The organism is Streptomyces morookaense, assembly GCF_013030945.1.
Classification (GTDB): Bacteria; Actinomycetota; Actinomycetes; order Streptomycetales; family Streptomycetaceae; genus Streptomyces; species Streptomyces morookaensis.
Window position 1 is genome coordinate 103,919 of sequence record NZ_JABBXF010000002.1, and the last position, 15,473, is coordinate 119,391.

Annotated in this window: 16 protein-coding genes; 7 read left to right on the plus strand and 9 right to left on the minus strand. The window is 72.8% G+C overall.

Features of this window, described 5'->3' with window-relative positions; all coding sequences use genetic code 11:
• Nucleotides 1-112 precede the first annotated feature (112 nt).
• Nucleotides 113-2,527 (plus strand): malto-oligosyltrehalose synthase, encoded by a 2,415-nt coding sequence (gene treY, locus HG542_RS01340; protein WP_171078094.1) that lies wholly within the window; start codon nucleotides 113-115, stop codon nucleotides 2,525-2,527.
• A gap of 6 nt (nucleotides 2,528-2,533) precedes the next feature.
• On the opposite strand, the gene HG542_RS01345 is transcribed toward treY, so the two are convergent.
• Nucleotides 2,534-2,821, minus strand: a complete 288-nt coding sequence (locus HG542_RS01345; protein ID WP_308438080.1) for a DUF397 domain-containing protein — start codon at nucleotides 2,819-2,821, stop codon at nucleotides 2,534-2,536.
• Nucleotides 2,746-3,618, minus strand: coding sequence for a helix-turn-helix domain-containing protein (locus tag HG542_RS01350; RefSeq protein WP_171078096.1), 873 nt, complete (start codon nucleotides 3,616-3,618; stop codon nucleotides 2,746-2,748). Before HG542_RS01350 ends, HG542_RS01345 begins: the two co-directional genes overlap by 76 nt.
• Nucleotides 3,619-3,883: 265 nt before the next feature.
• Here HG542_RS01350 and HG542_RS01355 point away from each other — a divergent pair, with 265 nt between their 5' ends.
• A complete protein-coding gene (locus HG542_RS01355; protein ID WP_171078097.1) occupies nucleotides 3,884-4,381 on the plus strand; it encodes an NUDIX domain-containing protein in 498 nt (165 codons plus the stop codon).
• A 216-nt stretch (nucleotides 4,382-4,597) separates the two neighbouring features.
• Nucleotides 4,598-5,020, plus strand: a complete 423-nt coding sequence (locus tag HG542_RS01360; protein WP_171078098.1) for a hypothetical protein — start codon at nucleotides 4,598-4,600, stop codon at nucleotides 5,018-5,020.
• Here the strand turns inward: HG542_RS01360 and HG542_RS01365 are convergent.
• On the minus strand, nucleotides 5,007-5,477 hold the full coding sequence (locus tag HG542_RS01365) for a GNAT family N-acetyltransferase (protein ID WP_171078099.1): 471 nt from the start codon (nucleotides 5,475-5,477) through the stop codon (nucleotides 5,007-5,009). The genes HG542_RS01360 and HG542_RS01365 overlap by 14 nt on opposite strands.
• A 115-nt stretch (nucleotides 5,478-5,592) precedes the next feature.
• On the opposite strand from HG542_RS01365, the gene treZ reads away from it, so the two are divergent.
• Both treZ and HG542_RS01375 read left to right on the plus strand, forming a co-directional pair.
• Nucleotides 5,593-7,335, plus strand: a complete 1,743-nt coding sequence (gene treZ, locus HG542_RS01370) for a malto-oligosyltrehalose trehalohydrolase (protein WP_171078100.1) — start codon at nucleotides 5,593-5,595, stop codon at nucleotides 7,333-7,335.
• Between the two features lie 87 nt (nucleotides 7,336-7,422).
• The gene (locus tag HG542_RS01375; protein ID WP_171078101.1) at nucleotides 7,423-8,004 is read left to right on the plus strand and encodes a Uma2 family endonuclease; all 582 of its coding nucleotides are present in this window, start codon (nucleotides 7,423-7,425) and stop codon (nucleotides 8,002-8,004) included.
• 9 nt (nucleotides 8,005-8,013) lie between these two features.
• Here the strand turns inward: HG542_RS01375 and msrB are convergent, their stop codons facing one another.
• From msrB to HG542_RS01395, 4 genes are read right to left on the minus strand one after another with little or no spacing between them, the layout of a single operon-like run.
• Nucleotides 8,014-8,421: a peptide-methionine (R)-S-oxide reductase MsrB gene (msrB, locus tag HG542_RS01380; RefSeq protein ID WP_171078102.1), complete on the minus strand. Its 408-nt coding sequence runs from the start codon at nucleotides 8,419-8,421 to the stop codon at nucleotides 8,014-8,016.
• Nucleotides 8,422-8,436: 15 nt separating this feature from the next.
• Nucleotides 8,437-9,828 carry a UDP-N-acetylmuramate--L-alanine ligase gene (gene murC, locus HG542_RS01385; RefSeq protein ID WP_171078103.1) on the minus strand — a complete coding sequence of 464 codons (1,392 nt, stop codon included), beginning with the start codon at nucleotides 9,826-9,828 and terminating at the stop codon, nucleotides 8,437-8,439.
• A 50-nt stretch (nucleotides 9,829-9,878) separates the two neighbouring features.
• Complete coding sequence (locus HG542_RS01390) at nucleotides 9,879-10,538, minus strand: response regulator (RefSeq protein WP_171078104.1); 660 nt, start codon at nucleotides 10,536-10,538, stop codon at nucleotides 9,879-9,881.
• Complete coding sequence (locus tag HG542_RS01395; protein WP_171078105.1) at nucleotides 10,535-11,803, minus strand: sensor histidine kinase; 1,269 nt, start codon at nucleotides 11,801-11,803, stop codon at nucleotides 10,535-10,537. Before HG542_RS01395 ends, HG542_RS01390 begins: the two co-directional genes overlap by 4 nt.
• Before the next feature lie 155 nt (nucleotides 11,804-11,958).
• On the opposite strand from HG542_RS01395, the gene HG542_RS01400 reads away from it, so the two are divergent.
• Nucleotides 11,959-13,023 (plus strand): FtsX-like permease family protein, encoded by a 1,065-nt coding sequence (locus HG542_RS01400; protein WP_171078106.1) that lies wholly within the window; start codon nucleotides 11,959-11,961, stop codon nucleotides 13,021-13,023.
• Nucleotides 13,020-13,700 (plus strand): ABC transporter ATP-binding protein, encoded by a 681-nt coding sequence (locus tag HG542_RS01405; protein ID WP_171078107.1) that lies wholly within the window; start codon nucleotides 13,020-13,022, stop codon nucleotides 13,698-13,700. Before HG542_RS01400 ends, HG542_RS01405 begins: the two co-directional genes overlap by 4 nt.
• Nucleotides 13,701-13,945: 245 nt before the next feature.
• Here HG542_RS01405 and HG542_RS01410 read toward each other — a convergent pair whose 3' ends face one another.
• Together HG542_RS01410 and HG542_RS01415 are read right to left on the minus strand one after the other, a co-directional pair.
• Nucleotides 13,946-14,437, minus strand: coding sequence for an indole-3-glycerol phosphate synthase (locus tag HG542_RS01410; protein WP_171078108.1), 492 nt, complete (start codon nucleotides 14,435-14,437; stop codon nucleotides 13,946-13,948).
• A 180-nt stretch (nucleotides 14,438-14,617) separates the two neighbouring features.
• Nucleotides 14,618-15,403: a pyrimidine reductase family protein gene (locus HG542_RS01415; protein WP_171078109.1), complete on the minus strand. Its 786-nt coding sequence runs from the start codon at nucleotides 15,401-15,403 to the stop codon at nucleotides 14,618-14,620.
• Nucleotides 15,404-15,473: the final 70 nt, after the last annotated feature.

Consider the following 15,473-nt stretch of genomic DNA (forward strand, 5'->3'; position numbering starts at 1 on the left):
ACCCCGTAAGGGGCGCTGGGGGTACCCCCAGCGGTAGCTGGGGGAGGAACTGCGCGAACAACCAGGGACAACCCGCAGATAGCCACCGGCGCACAGCGGGTACGTACGTTCCATGCACCGCAACGCATCCGGCGGCCTCGCAGGCCGCGAACCGCCAACGGCCACCTACCGGCTCCAGCTCCAGCCCCGCTTCCCCTTCGCGGCAGCCGAACGCACCGTGCCGCGCCTGGCCGCCCTCGGGGTCTCCCACCTCCACCTCTCCCCGATTCTGGAGGCCACGCCGGGTTCCACCCACGGCTACGACGTCACCGACCACTCGGCCGTCCGGGCCGAACTCGGCGGCGAGGACGGGCTGCGGGCCCTCGCCCGCGCGGCACACGCCCACGGCCTCGGCCTGATCGCCGACATCGTGCCCAACCACATGGCCGTCCCCGTGCCCGAGCACCTCAACGGCCCGCTGTGGGAGGTGCTGCGGGACGGACCGGCCTCGCCCTGCGCGCGCTGGTTCGACATCGACTGGGCCGAACACGGCGGCAAGGTCCTGCTGCCCGTCCTCGCCGGCCGGCTCGGCGACGAGCTCGCCCACTTCCGCACGGCGGACGGCGTCCTGCACTACCGCGACCACGTGTTCCCGCTGCGCCCCGGCACCGGGCAACTGCCGCTGCCCGAGCTGCTCGACGCCCAGTGGTACCGCCCCGCGTGGTGGCGGCTCGCCCGTACAGAGCTCAACTACCGCCGCTTCTTCACCGTCTCGACACTCATAGCGGTACGCGTCGAGGACCCGGACGTCTTCACCGCCACGCACAGCAAGCTGCTCCAGCTCGTACGCGACGGCGTGCTCGACGGCCTCCGCGTCGACCACCCCGACGGCCTCGCGGACCCGGCCGGCTACCTGCACAGACTGCACCAGGCCACGCACCACGGCGGCCGGTCCCCCGCCCGGCCCTGGATCGTCGTCGAGAAGATCCTCACCGGCGACGAACGCCTGCCCGCCGACTGGCCCGTCGCCGGCACCACCGGCTACGACGCCCTCCGCCACCTCGACGGCCTCTTCACCGACCCCCAGGGCGCCACCGAACTCGCCGCCGCCTACCGCACCTTCACCGGCCGCCCCGCCGACCAGGGCGGCGACTGGCCCGCCACCGTGCGCCGCGCCGCGTACCGCATCGTCACGCACGAGCTGGCAGCCGAGGTGGAACGGCTCGTACGGGCGGGCGTTCGCGTCTGCGACGCCTCGCACATCCTCCGCGACCACGCACCGTGGGCCCTGCGGGCGGCGCTGCGGGAGATCCTGGTACGGCTCCCGGTGTACCGGCCGTACGCGGCACCGGGCGGCGCCACGCCTGTCGCCCCGGTCGACTGGGCCATGCTGGACGAGGCCGCCCAGGGCGCCCGTTCGGCCTTCGCCGTACCGGAAGAAGCAACGGTCGTGGAGATGGTGCGGGACGCGGCCCTGGGACGCCTCGGCGACGGCCCCGACCACCGCGACTTCTGCGCCCGCTTCGCCCAGACCGCCACCGCGTTGCGGGCCAAGTCGGTGGAGGACACCGCCTTCTACCGCTACGCCCCGTTGCTGTCCGCAAACGAAGTGGGCGGCACCCCGGACCGTCCTGCGGTCGGCCCGTCCGAATTCCACGCCTTCTGCGGACGGTTGCAGCGGGACTGGCCGTTGACGGGAACCGTACTGTCCACGCACGACACCAAACGGAGCGGCGACGTACGGGCCCGGATCGCCGCCCTCACCGAGTACCCGGCCCAGTGGGCCGACCTGATGCACCGGCTCTGGGCCCGGTGCCCCGCCCCCGACCCGCACGTGGCATGGGTCGCGTGGCAGACCGCCTTCGGCTTGGGCGTACCGGACGCGGGCCGCCTCGCCCCGGCCATGCAGAAGGCGATACGGGAGGCCGCACTGCTGACGACATGGACGGAGCCGGATACCGCCTACGAGGCGGCAGTTGAGGCCTTTGTCACGGCCGGGCCGTGCGGGGCGCTGCACGAGGAACTCGTACGGCTGGCGGAGGAGGCCGAACCGTCGATCCGCGCCCACACCCTGGGCGCAGCACTCCTGCACTTGACGATGCCGGGGGTGCCGGACCTGTACATGGGCACGGAAACCGTGTACCGCGCCCTCGTCGACCCCGACAACCGGAGGCCGCCGGAGGAGGGCGGCCGCCCTCCCGTGGAGGGCCTGCCCGGGGAGAAACTGTGGCTCACGCGTGCGGCGTTGCGCCTGCGGCGCGCGCATCCGGAATGGTTCGGTGCGGCGTCGTCGTACGAACCGTTCGCGGCGGCCGGCCCGGCGGCTGCGCATTGCGTCGCGTTCGGCCGCGCGGGCCACGTCATCGCGGTCGCCACGCGGTTGCCTCGCCGGCTGGCCGGGGGCGGTGGCTGGCGGGGCACGGTGCTCCCGCTCCCCGGGGGCGGCAGCTGGCGCGATGCGCTGAGCGGGCACGCCCACCCCGCGGGTCCGGTGCCGCTGGCGGAACTGCTGGGGGCGGGACCGGTGGCACTGCTGGTGCGGGAGTGAGGCGGGTCAGCTGGCGCGGAGCCCGGCGACGAACGCCGCCCAGGCGGGGGCGGGGATGGTGAGGGGGTGAAGGGTGGGGTTTTTGGAGTCGCGTATGCGGATGTGGGGACGCGGATCCTCAAGTAGTGCGGCGTGTCGTGAGGATTTGGGGTGGCAGACCTCGACGCAGTTCCCTCCTTGCTGCTCGCTGTAGGAGGACTTGAACCAAGTCGCTTTGCTCACTGCCTTCCCTGCTCTCTTGCTAGCCGTTCCAAAAACTTCGGCGTCTCCCCGGGCCCCAGTGCGCCGGCACACATGGCGTCGAACCTGCGGGTGTGCTTCCAGATTTCCGACTGCTTGTCGACCAGGTTCACCGACTTCGCGTCGTCGATGTGGACGACGGATGGTAGTGGCGGATCGAAATCCATCAGGACGAAGTTGTTCGTCGCACGATAGGCAGGCGTATCCCAAGGCATGATCTGCACCGTCACGTTGTCCAGCTTGGCCAACTCGGCGATCAACCTGTACTGCTCCCGCATGACACCGGCGTCCCCGACGACTTGGCGAAGGGCGCCTTCGCTCATGATGGCCCACAGCTCTACGGGGCTCTGGGTCCTGGTGATCAGCTCCTTGCGATCCATCCGGATCTGAACGTTGCGCTCGACGAACTCGGTCGTGGTCTCTTCGACCGGCTTCGCCGTCTCGAACAACGCACGGGCATACCCTTCGGACTGCAGCAGTCCGTACACGACGTTCGGCTGCCAGCCCCTCAGGCGTCGGGCATCCCTTTCCAGGCCGACAAACATGACCATGCCCGAGGGCATGACATGCCGGTACGGCACCCACCAGTCCCGACTCAACGACTCCCGCTGGATCCTGACCAGGAAGTCGACGTCCTCCTCGTCCTCGACCCCGTACCGTTCGCACAGGCTGCGCAGATCCGACAGCTTGTCCAGGCTCGTCATGCCGCGCTCGACGCGCCACAGCTTCGTATCGCTGAAAGCGAGCCCCTCGACCGCCTGCACCAAAGACATCCCGGCCCGCTCCCGTAGCCGCTTCAGCTCCTTGCCGAGCTGAACTCGACGGATCGTCGGCCCTGTTTTCACTGCCATGCGTGCGCCCTCCCGTGCCCGGCACAGCAGCGCTCGTGTCCCGCTCGACGGCACTGTTGACCTGCTCAGGAGCACTCATGCCCGCTGCCAGATACCCGGTGCCCGCCGCCCGGAAACCCGTGCCCTGCTTGGCGAATATGCCACTTCGGCGAATGTTTCGCCGCAGCTTGCCCGGCAACTCTGGCACGCCCCAAGCTGGTTGAGCGCCCGAACCCCCACGTTCGGTAGTGCGCCTGAACACCCCCACAACCCGAAAGGCGCCCCCATGCCCTCACCACGCATCCGTGCGCTGGCCCTCATCCTCAACGGCGACGGCAAGGTGCTGCTGGTCTCGCCGTACCGCAAGGGCGCTCCGGATCCCGGACGGAACTTCCAACTGCCGGGCGGCACCGCGTGGGAGGACGAACCGGCATGGGAGGCAATGGTGCGCGAGGGCAAGCGGGCGACGGGGCTGGCCCTGACGCCCGTCCGGCTCGTACTGACCGACTTCACGCCGCGCGACCACCGTACGTGCGCGCCGTCCGCGATCGACTTCGTCTATCAGACGCTGACGATCGCGGACGACACGACCGTCCGCCTGGCGCACCCGAACAGCGGCCACGTCCCCGAGCTGGCGGCGTACAAGTGGCTCACGCAGCACGAGCTGCACGCGCACTGCACCACGTATCAGGCCCACAGAATCGCCGCGGCCCTCTACGCCGCCCGCACCGGCACCTGTGCCGAACTCCACGCAGGGCGCCCGGCGTACGCGCATGCGGCCTGATGCAATACAGGCGCCCGGCCGGGGTTTCCCGGCCGGGCGCGCTGCCATCCCACAAGTGGGCGCGCCCGCTCCGCGTGAGCGCCGGTGCATGGGGAAGGACGTGCGCAATCCGGGTGAACGTGGGCGCATGCCCCGCACTCACCCGCGCCCCCTGGCGGTACACATGGGGCCGCGCCCCCGCGGCGCCTCCCGTTCCCCGGTTCCGGAAGGGCCCACGTGAAGTCTCTGCACTCCTTGGCCGCCGTCGCCCTGACCGCGGCCGGCACGCTGACCGCGGTCACGCCTGTCGCGCAGGCGAAGGACCTGCCGGTCTACACCTGCACGTCCAAGCTTGCGCTGCACCATCAGGTCGACGACCACGGTCGCTACTACGACACCATCGGCGAGAACTGCAACGTGCCCAACAGGACCGGTGGCGGCGAGAACTGGGCCTCGGGTGTCGAGCTGCTCGGCAATCACCTGGGCAACGCCGAAGGGGACACGACGCACCCGTTCAAGCTCAGGAGCGCCGAGCGGACCGTGGTGTGCGACGTGCCCATGCGGCGGAACTCCCTGAACCAGGACGTCTACGGGCACACGATCCGTGACGGGGGACGGCAGTTGACGAATGCACACTGCAGGCAGGTCAAGGGCACGTGACCAGCTGCCACCTGACCTCTCCGTCCTGCCGCCGACTTGTGGGAGCGAGTCCGGCAGCGGTGGCGACGGCGGCGGATGCCCGGTGGTCGGGGTGGATGTGGGCGACAACCGTGTGCACCACGTGGCTACGGCTGGGGCTACAGCTGAGGCTACGGCTCCGGAGCCAGGCGACGAGCCCCCGGGCCGCCTCGGTGGCGATGCCCTGCCGTTGCCAGGGGGTTCCGACCACCCAGGCGATCTCCGCACAGGCTCCGCGGGATGCGGCGGGGTCGGGCGAACCGGCGGCCCAGCGCTCGTAGCGGGCGCGCAGGGCCTGGGCGGTTTCCGGAGTACTGCCCGTGAAGGTGTGCAGGTCCGGGTCGGACAGCACGGTGGCCATCTCCTCGGCATGCCCGGCCTGCAGTGGCAGCAGGGTCAGGCGGTCGGTGCGGATGGTCTCGGGCGGGAAGGTGAGCACGTTGCCTCCTCGTGGCTGTCGGGTTCAGCATCACTCACCGCACAAGAAGGCCCCGTGCGGGCACCGGCAGTGGGACCATGAACGGCACCGCCGTCGCCGTCGGAGGGAGCCGGTCGTGCTGTTCGAGGTATGGGCGCCCAGGGCGCGGCGGAGCGTGACCTTGCACGTCGACGGTGCCGGGTACGCGATGGAGCCCGATCCCGGCCGCGGCGGTTGGTGGCACTGTTCCGTAACCGCCGCCACCGGGAGCCGGTACGGGTTCGCCCTGGACGACGGGCCCGTGCTCCCCGATCCGCGCTCGCGGCGTCAGCCCGACGGGCCGGACGGGCTCAGTGCGGTTGTCGACTTTTCGCGGTCCGTCTGGCGGCAAGCGGCCTGGTCCGGGCGGCCGTTGGCCGGAGCCGTGCTGTACGAGCTGCACGTCGGGACGTTCACCCGCGACGGCACCTTCGACGCCGCCGCCGAACGGCTGGGGCACCTCGCCGAGTTGGGGATCACGCATGTGGAGCTGATGCCGGTGTGTCCCTTCCCGGGCACGCACGGGTGGGGGTACGACGGCGTGGCACCGTGGGCCGTCCACGAACCGTACGGCGGGCCGGACGGGCTGGTGCGGTTCGTGGACGTCGCCCATGCGCACGGGCTGGGCGTCGTGCTCGACGTCGTCCACAACCACCTGGGCCCCTCCGGCAACCATCTGCCCGTCTTCGGGCCGTACTTCACGGACACCCACCACACCCCGTGGGGCGCGGCCGTCAACCTGGACGCACCCGGCTCGGACGAGGTCCGGGCGTATTTCATCGGCAGCGCCCTGGCCTGGCTGCGCGACTACCGGCTCGACGGGCTGCGCCTGGACGCCGTGCACGCGCTCGCCGACACCGGCCCCCGACACTTCCTGGCCGAGCTCTCGGCCGCCGTGGACGACCTGGCCCGGCATCTCGGCCGGCCTCTCTTCCTCGTCGCCGAGTCCGATCTCGACGACCCGGTCACGACCGCGCCGCGCGCTGCCGGCGGGCACGGCATCCACGCCCAGTGGAACGACGACTTCCACCACGCCCTGCACACCGCCCTCACCGGCGAATCCCAGGGCTACTACGCCGACTTCGCCGCCGACCCGGCGCACGCCCTCGCCAAGACGCTGCGCGGGGGCTTCTTCCACGACGGGACGCACTCGTCCTTCCGTGGCCGCCGGCACGGCCACCCGCTGGACACCCGCACGACCCCCGCGTACCGGCTGCTCGCCTACTCCCAGACCCACGACCAGATCGGCAACCGGGCCCTGGGCGACCGGCTCTCCGCCCGTCTCTCCCCCGGCCTGCTGGCCTGCGCGGCGGCGCTGGTCCTCTGTGCCCCCTTCACGCCGATGCTGTTCATGGGCGAGGAGTGGGGTGCCCGTACGCCGTGGCAGTACTTCACCGACCACCCGGACCCGGCCCTGGCGGAGGCCGTCCGCAGGGGACGGCGGCGCGAGTTCGCGGCGCACGGGTGGCCGGAGGACGAGATCCCGGATCCCCAGGACCCGGCCACGCGCGACCGTTCGTGCCTGGACTGGAGCGAACGGGACCGCCATCCGCATACGGAACTGCTCGCCTGGTACCGCCAGTTGATCGCGCTCCGGCACGCCGCCCCCGAACTGACCGACCCGCACTGGACGTACGACACCCTCTCGGTGACCGGGCCCTCCCGCCCGGTCGTCCACTTCCGGCGCGGCCCGTACGACGTCGTGGCCAACCTGGGCGCCCGGCCGACGGAGCCGACGGTGACGGCACGCGAGGTCGTCGCCTCGTGGCGCCCCGTCGCTCCCCCTGCGGCCGACGGCGCGCTGCTGCTCCCGCCGGAGACCGCGGCGGTGCTGCGGTGATCGGGCCGAGCCGATCACCCTCGAAGCACTGTCGCCCGAATGTGATCACAGCGGGCGACGCCGCCGGCGGATCAGTACGCTTGCACCATGACCGCCTTGCCCGACTGGATGAGCCCGCCCCGTCCCGAAGGATGGTTCGCGGACGATCTCGACCGCCTTCCGGAAGCCCCTCGCCACACCGAGCTGATCGACGGAGCCCTTGTTTTCATGATGTCGCCCCAGCGCTGGTGGCATGGCCGGCTCGTCGCTTTTCTGGCCGTCGCACTCGCGGAGCAGGCACCCGAGGGACTCCATGTCGGCCCGGAAATGACCATCCGGCTCGACGACCGCAACCGTCCGGAGCCCGACATCGTGGTGACCACGGCCTCCTACAACCGCGACCGCACCTGGTTCGCGCCGGAGGAGGTTCTACTCGCGATCGAGATCGTCTCCCCCGAGTCCGCGCACCGCGACCGCACCGTCAAGCTGCGTAAGTACGCCGAAGCCGGAATTCCGCACTACTGGTGCATCGAGGACGAGGGCGGCGACCCCGTCGTCCACGTCTACGAGCTGGACGAACCGACCAAGGCGTACGCACCCGCGGGGATCTTCCGCCACGGCCTCCAGCGCCCCGTCCCCTTCAAGGTCGACATCGACCTCGACCGCCTCGTACCGGGCCGGGGCCGCTGACGGCCGCCCTCACCCCTCCGCCGGCACCAGCCGCAGCGAGATCGAGTTGATGCAGTACCGCTGGTCCGTCGGCGTCGGGTAGCCCTCGCCCTCGAAGACGTGGCCCAGGTGCGAGCCGCACCGGGCGCAGCGCACCTCGGTGCGGAGCATGCCGTGGGAGCGGTCCTCGACGAGTTCGACGGCCGCCGAGTCCTTCGGGTCGTAGAAGCTCGGCCAGCCGCAGTGGCTCTCGAACTTCTCGGTGGAGCGGAAGAGTTCGGCACCGCACGCGCGGCAGGCGTAGACGCCTTCCGTCTTCGTGTCGGTGTACTCGCCGCGGAACGCGGGCTCGGTGCCGGCCCGGCGGAGCACCTGGTACTCCGCGGGGGTCAGCTCCGCGCGCCACTGCTCGTCCGGCTTCTCGACCTCGTACGCCATGTCCACGGTCCCTTCTCAGCTCTCCAGGCGGGCCAGGATCTTCGGGCCGAGGTCCGTGACGTCGCCCGCGCCCATCGTGAGAACGAGATCGCCGGGGCGGGCCATTCCCGCGATCACCTCGGGGATCGCGGTCATGTCGTGCTCGGGGCGGACGTCGGCGCCCGCGGCGTGCGCGGCGTCGATGATCAGGGCGCTGGTGATGCCGGGGACCGGGTCCTCGCGGGCCGGGTAGATGTCCAGGACCACCGAGGAGTCGGCGAGGGCGAGCGCCTGGCCCATCTCGGTGCCGAGTTCCTGGGTGCGGCTGAAGAGGTGCGGCTGGAAGACGACCAGGACGCGGGCGTCGGCGGCGGCGCCGCGGATGGCCTCCAGGTCGGCGGTCATCTCGGTGGGGTGGTGGGCGTAGGAGTCGATCACCTGGACGCCGTTCGCCTCGCCCTTGAGCTGCAGGCGGCGGCCCACGCCGGTGAACTTGCCGAGGGCGGACGCCAGATCGTCCGCGGGGATGCCGAGCGCGGCGCCGGCCGCGAGGGCGGCGACGGCGTTGTGCGCGTAGTGGCGGCCGGGGACGGAGACGCCGAAGGTGAGTGTGCGGCCCTTGAGGTCGACGGTGACCTCGCTGGTCAGGCCGCGCGGGGTGACCTTGAGGACGCGGACGTCGGCGTCCTCCGCCTCGCCGTAGGTGACGACCTCGATGTCCTGGCGGTCGATGCGCCGGGTCAGCTCGCGGGCGCCGTCCTGGTCGGCGGCGACGACGAGCGTGCCGCCGGGGCGGATGCGGCCGACGAACGTCGCGAAGGACTCGTAGATCTCCTCCATCGACGCGTAGTTGGCGTGGTGGTCCAGCTCCACGTTGAGGATGATCGCGACCTCGGGCGCGTACTTGTGGAAGCTGCGGTCGCTCTCGTCCGCCTCCGCGACGAAGATCTCGCCGCTGCCGTGCGCCGCGTTGGTGCCGGGGCCGGCCAGGTCGCCGCCGATGGCGTACGAGGGCGCCAGGCCCAGCGCGTCGAGGGAGACGGCCAGCATGGACGTCGTGGTCGTCTTGCCGTGGGTGCCGGCGACGGCGATCGGGCGCAGGCCGTCCATCAGGCGGGCCAGCGCGTCCGAGCGGTGCACGACGGGGATGCCGCGCGCGGCGGCCGCGGCCAGCTCGGGGTTGTCCGCGCGGATGGCGCTGGAGACGACCACGCAGGTGGCGTCCTCGGCGAGGTGCTCGGCGGCGTGCCCGATGTGCACCGTCGCGCCGAGGGCGCGCAGCGCCCCGGCCGTCGCCGACTCCTTGGCGTCGCTGCCCGCGACGGCCGCGCCGCGCTGGGCGAGGATCTTGGCGATGCCCGACATGCCGGCGCCGCCGATGCCGATGAAGTGCGGTCGTTCCATCGTCGTGGGGACGGCCGGTGCCATGTGGGGTGCTCCCTGTGCTCGTGGTCGTTCGGCCATGATTCTCGCACCCGTCAGGCGGGCCGGATCAACCCGGCCGCCAGGCCCGCCGTCACCGCGGCCGTGCGGCTGTCCACGCCGAGCTTTCCGTAAATGTGCACGAGGTGGGTCTTGACCGTGGCCTCGCTGATGAACAGGCGGCGCGAGATCTGCCGGTTGGCCAGGCCCTCGGCCAGGAGTCCCAGGATCTCGGTCTCCCGCGGCGAGAGGGCGGGCCGGCCGCCGGCCCGGACCCGGCCGAGCAGGCGGGCCGCGACCGGCGGGGCGAGCACGGTCTCGCCGCGGGCCGCGGCGTGCACGGCGGCGGCGACGTCCTCGGGCGGCGCGTCCTTGAGCAGGTACCCGGTGGCGCCCGCCTCGACGGCGGCGAGGATGTCGGCGTCGGTGCTGTAGGTGGTGAGGATCAGCACGGCCGGCGGGGAGGGCAGGGCGGTGATGCGCCGGGTGGCCTCGACGCCGTGCATGCCGGTGCCCATCTGGAGGTCCATGAGGACGACATCGGGGCACACCCCGTCCGCCAGCAGCCGCAGTGCCTCGGCACCGTCGGCGGCCTCGCCGACGGCCTCGACGTCGGGCAGGTCGTCCACCATGGCGCGCAGGCCGCGGCGGACGACGGGGTGGTCGTCGACGAGCAGGACGTGGACGGCTCTACCTGCGTGCGGTGCGGGGCTCATGGGGCGACCGTCCTGGGCCGTATCGCCGCTGCGGGCCGGCTGTGGCTGGTCGCGCAGTTCCTCCCCCAGCTACCGCTGGGGGTACCCCCAGCGCCCCTTACGGGGCGGGTCACCGTCGGCACCACCACCGCGACCACTGTGCCCTCGCCCGGGGACGACTCCACCGTCAGGGTGCCCCCGAGCTCCGCGATGCGTTCGTGCATGCCGTGCAGGCCGAACGTGCGGCGGCCGTCGGGCGGGAGTTCGCCGGGGACGAAGCCCACGCCGTCGTCGTACACGTCCAGGGCCACCTGGCCGTCCAGGTAGGCCAGGGTCACCGCGGCGTGCTCGGCGCGGGCGTGCCGGGCGACGTTGGCGAGGGCCTCCTGGGTGAGGCGCAGCAGGGCGACCTCGGTCTCGACGGGCAGCGGGCAGGGGTCGCCGTCCACGCGGAAGACGGCGCCCGGGACGGTGCGCACGGTGGTGCGGCGCAGTGCCTCCGGCAGCGGGGCGTCCTCCAGGGCGGGCGGGGTGAGGGCCTGGACGAAGCGGCGGGCCTCGGCCAGGTTGTCCGCGGCGGTGCGGCCGATCTCGCGGACCCGGGCGCGGGCCGCCTCGCCGGGTGCCGTCTCGGCGGCGCGGGCGAGCAGGACGATGCTGGACAGGCCCTGGGCGAGGGTGTCGTGGATCTCGCGGGCGAGCCGCTGCCGTTCGGCGAGGCGGCCCGCCTCGCGCTGGGCGGCGGCGAGTTCGTCGCGCGTGCGCACCAGGTCGTCGATCAGCCGCTGCCGCTTCTGGCTCTCGCGGTACAGGGCGGCGTACCCGTATCCGGTCATGATCGCGACCGCGGCGCCGGCCACCGGGCCGATCACCTTGGCCGCGGTGAGGCCGCCGGGTGCCGCGGCCTGTGCGGCCACGACGGCGGCGGTCGCCGCGGCGATGGCGGGGTGCGAGCGGCGCACCGGCAGGACGTGCAGGCAGAGGAAGAAGATCGGGAAGGCGACGTAGCTGAAGCGCGCGTCCAGCGCCAGCAGCACCAGCCACAGGGCGGTGACGGCGAGCAGCCACGGCACGGGGCGGTCCCGGTGCCGGACGACCCCGGCCCCGTACACCGCGGCCAGCGCCGCGCCCGGCAGCAGGACGAGCGCGGGTTCCTCCCCGAGCAGGGCGGGCCCCAGGGCCACGGCGAGCAGCGCGTAGAACGCGATGTGCACGGCGAGCCGGACCACCCGCAGGGAGGGCACGTCGGGGGCCGCGGTGGCGGGCGGGGGGCTGGTTCTGCTCACCCCATCGAGCGTACGGGTCTGCCACGCGGGCCTTTCCCCCCGGGGCCGTCAACCCTTCGGTTGATTTCCGGGCCAGTCCCTTTCCCGATACCGCGGGGAGCGTGCGCACGCGACGGTGGAGAGGTCAGCAACCGAAGCCCGGAAAGGTCCTGCTCGTGTTCGTCGCACTCCGCGACATCCGTTTCGCCCGGGGGCGGTTCGCCCTGATGGGGACGGTTGTCGCACTCATCACCACGCTCGTGGTCTTCCTCTACGGACTGACCGGCGGCCTGGCCCGCGAGGCCACGTCCGCTGTCGCGGGGCTCCCGGCGGACCGGATCGTCTTCGGCGCCCCCGCCGGGGCCGCGCCGGAGGTGTCGTTCACGAACAGCACGGTGGACGCCTCGCAGGCCGCGGCCTGGCGCACCGCGCCCGGCGTGACGTCGGCCGAACCGCTGGGGGTGGCGATGACGCGGCTGACGGCGCACGGCAAGGCCACGTCGGTGAGTGCGTTCGGCACCTCCGAGCGGCTGCGCCCGGCCCTCGTCCGCGGCTCGGCACCCGGCGACGGCGCGGTGGCCGTGAGCGAGCGTCTGGCCGACGACAACGGCCTGCGCATCGGCGACACCGTCACCCTCGGCACCGAGCGGCTGACCGTCTCGGGGCTGACCGCCGACCGCAGCCACGGCCATGCGCCCAGTGTCTGGACCACGCTCCCCGCCTGGCAGCGGGTCTCCCACCAGCAGCAGCCGACCGCGCTCGCGGTCACCGGCGGCGGCAGCCCGGCGGGGGCGGCGGCCCGGACCACCGAGGCCGTGCCGCTCGCCGACGCGCTGGACGGGATCGACGGGTACGCCGCCGAGCACGGCACGCTGCAGCTGGTGCAGGGCTTCCTGTTCGTGGTGAGCGCGCTAGTGGTGGGGGCCTTCTTCACGGTGTGGACCGTGCAGCGCCGCCCGGACATCGCCGTGCTGAAGGCGGTCGGGGCGAGCAGCGGCTACCTCGTGCGCGACGCCCTCGCGCAGGCGCTGGCCGTGCTGCTCGCGGGGGCGGCGCTGGGCGGCACGGCCGGGGTGGTGGGCGGATGGTTCGCCTCCGCCGCCGTGCCCTTCGAGCTGGGCGCGGCCACGGTGGCCGTCCCGGTGGCGGCGATGGTGCTGCTGGGCCTGGCCGGGTCCGTGCTCGCCGTGCGCCGCATCACCTCCGTCGACCCGCTGACCGCCCTGGGAGCCACCCGATGACCGCCGCCCTCGCCCTCGAATCCGTCACCCTCACCTACCCGGACGGCGACCGCACGCTCACCGCGCTGGACGCGGTCTCGCTGGCCGTGGCGCCCGGCGAGCTCGTGGCCGTCGCGGGTCCGTCCGGCTCGGGGAAGTCCAGCCTGCTGGCGGTGGCCGCCACACTGCTGCGCCCCGACTCGGGCCGGGTCGTCGTGGCCGGCCGCGACACGGCGGGCCTGCCCGAGCGGGAGCGGACGCGGCTGCGGCGCGAGCAGATCGGCATCGTCTTCCAGCAGGCGAACCTGCTGCCGTCGCTGACGGCCGTCGAACAGCTGCTGGCGGTCGAGCACCTGCGCGGCGGCAACGTCCGGGCCGCCCGCGCGCGGGCCGAGGAACTGCTGGAGTCCGTCGGCCTGGACGCGGCGAAGCGGCGCCGCCGCCCGCACCAGTTGTCCGGGGGCGAACGGCAGCGCGTGAACATCGCCCGCGCGCTGTGCACCGGGCCGTCGGTGCTGCTGGTGGACGAGCCGACGTCGGCGCTGGATCACGAGCGGGGCGAACAGGTGACGGCGCTCCTGTCCGAGGTGACACGACGGCACGGCACGGCGACGGTCCTCGTCACCCACGACCGCGCCCTCCTGGGCCGGGCGGACCGCGTCCTGACGATGACGGACGGCCACCTGAGCACTCCGTGAGGGGGCGCGCCCCGAAGGGGCGCGGGGAACTGCGCGAGCAACCACGACGGGCCCGCAGCCGAGGTCCCCGGGGCTGCGCCCCGGACCCCCAGGCGTGGTGCGTCGACTGCGGGCCGGTGGGGGCTGGTCGCGCAGTTCCCCGCGCCCCTTCGGGGCGCCTCCGATCGCGCCCACGCGGCGGAGCCGCATATCGACACAGCCCCGCGCCCCTGACGGGGCGCGCCCCGTTACGGGGCGCACAGGCCTCAGGCCAGCTCGGCCTCCCCCTCGGCCTCGCCCGCATGGGCGTACAGCTTCAGCACCGGCACCCCCACCTTGTGCCGCGCCCGCGATGCCCAGTCGCGGTGGAAGAACTCCTCGACCAGGTGCGGAGCAGTCAGCACGATGACCTCGTCGGCATGCGTCTGCTCGACGACCGAGCGCAGCAGATCCAGCGGATGATTGTCGATGATCTGCCCCACCGCCTCGCAGCCCGCCGCCCGAAGGCTGCGCAGCGAATGCTCCAGCGCCACCGCGGCCGGCCGCAGTGCCTCCTCGCCCTCGGGCTCGTCGGCCTCGTGGACGGCGTGCTCCAACTCGCCGAGGGCGACGTCGTCGATGGCACGCAGCAGCCGGTCCTCGTTGCCTCTGGGTCGCATGAGGACCACGAAGGACATCTGGTCGTCGTGCAGCGTGGTGACGAAGTCGACGTCGGTGGCGGACAGCGGCTGTTCGATCATCAATACGCTCGTGAACACGGTGGGCGCCCTTCTTCTCCGTGGGCCACCGGGCCCAACAGAAACCATCCTGCGCGTGCTCCCCTCGAGCCCGCCTGTTTTGATCCCGTGCCCTCGGGGGAGCGTCTGACTCGCGTCTGATCCCCATTCTGCCCAGCGGATGCGAAGCGGAACGGTAAATTCCGCCGATTGTCAGATCCTTCAGAGCCTTTGGTGCCGGATGTAGCGGGTGAAGAGGAAGCCGTTCTCCTCCAGAACCGAACCGAGAGCGAACCGTTCCGGCACCTCCAGCGGCGGTCCGGCCGCGATCCGCGGCGCGCTGCCCGCGGCCATCACCGGGGCCAGGGACAGGCACATCTCGTCCAGCACCCCCGCCGCGGCGAACTGCCCCAGCAGCCGCGGACCGCCCTCGGTGAGCAGCCGGCTCAGCCCCCGCTCCGCCAGCGCCCGCGGCACCAGCACGGGGTCCACGCCCCGCCCCTCGCCCGCCACGACCACCTCGGCACCCGCCGCCCGGGCCTCCGCCACCCGGTCGGCCGGGGCCTCCGCGCCGGTCAGCACGATCGTCGGCACCAGCGGGGAGGTGAACAGGGGGAGCGAGAAGTCCAGGCCGAGCCCCGCGCTCACCACTGCGATCACCGGCGCCGGGCCCTGCCCGAGCGCCGCCCGCCGCGCCGCGAACGCCTCCCGGGCCCGCGCCGGCCGGTAGCCCTCCTGCCGCACGGTCTCGGCACCGACCACGACGGCGTCCGCGAGCCCGCGCAGGGTGCCGAAGATCCGCATGTCGGCGTCCGACGACAGCGGCTGCGAGCGTCCCTCGTGGTGGGCGGCACCGTCCAGGGACGAGACCATGTTGGCCCGCAGCCACGCCCCGCCCTGCGCGGGCGGGGCATCGGGGTAGGCGTAGAAGTCGGCGAGCTCGTCCAGCCCCCACTCGCGGTCGTCGAGGTCGGCGGGGCTGAGCGGGGAGGGGAACAGGCGTCGCATAGGCCGCAGTGTGACATGGCTCGCTGATCACGTGGCCGGCACGGCTCCCACAGCAGCTACGCTGGACAGC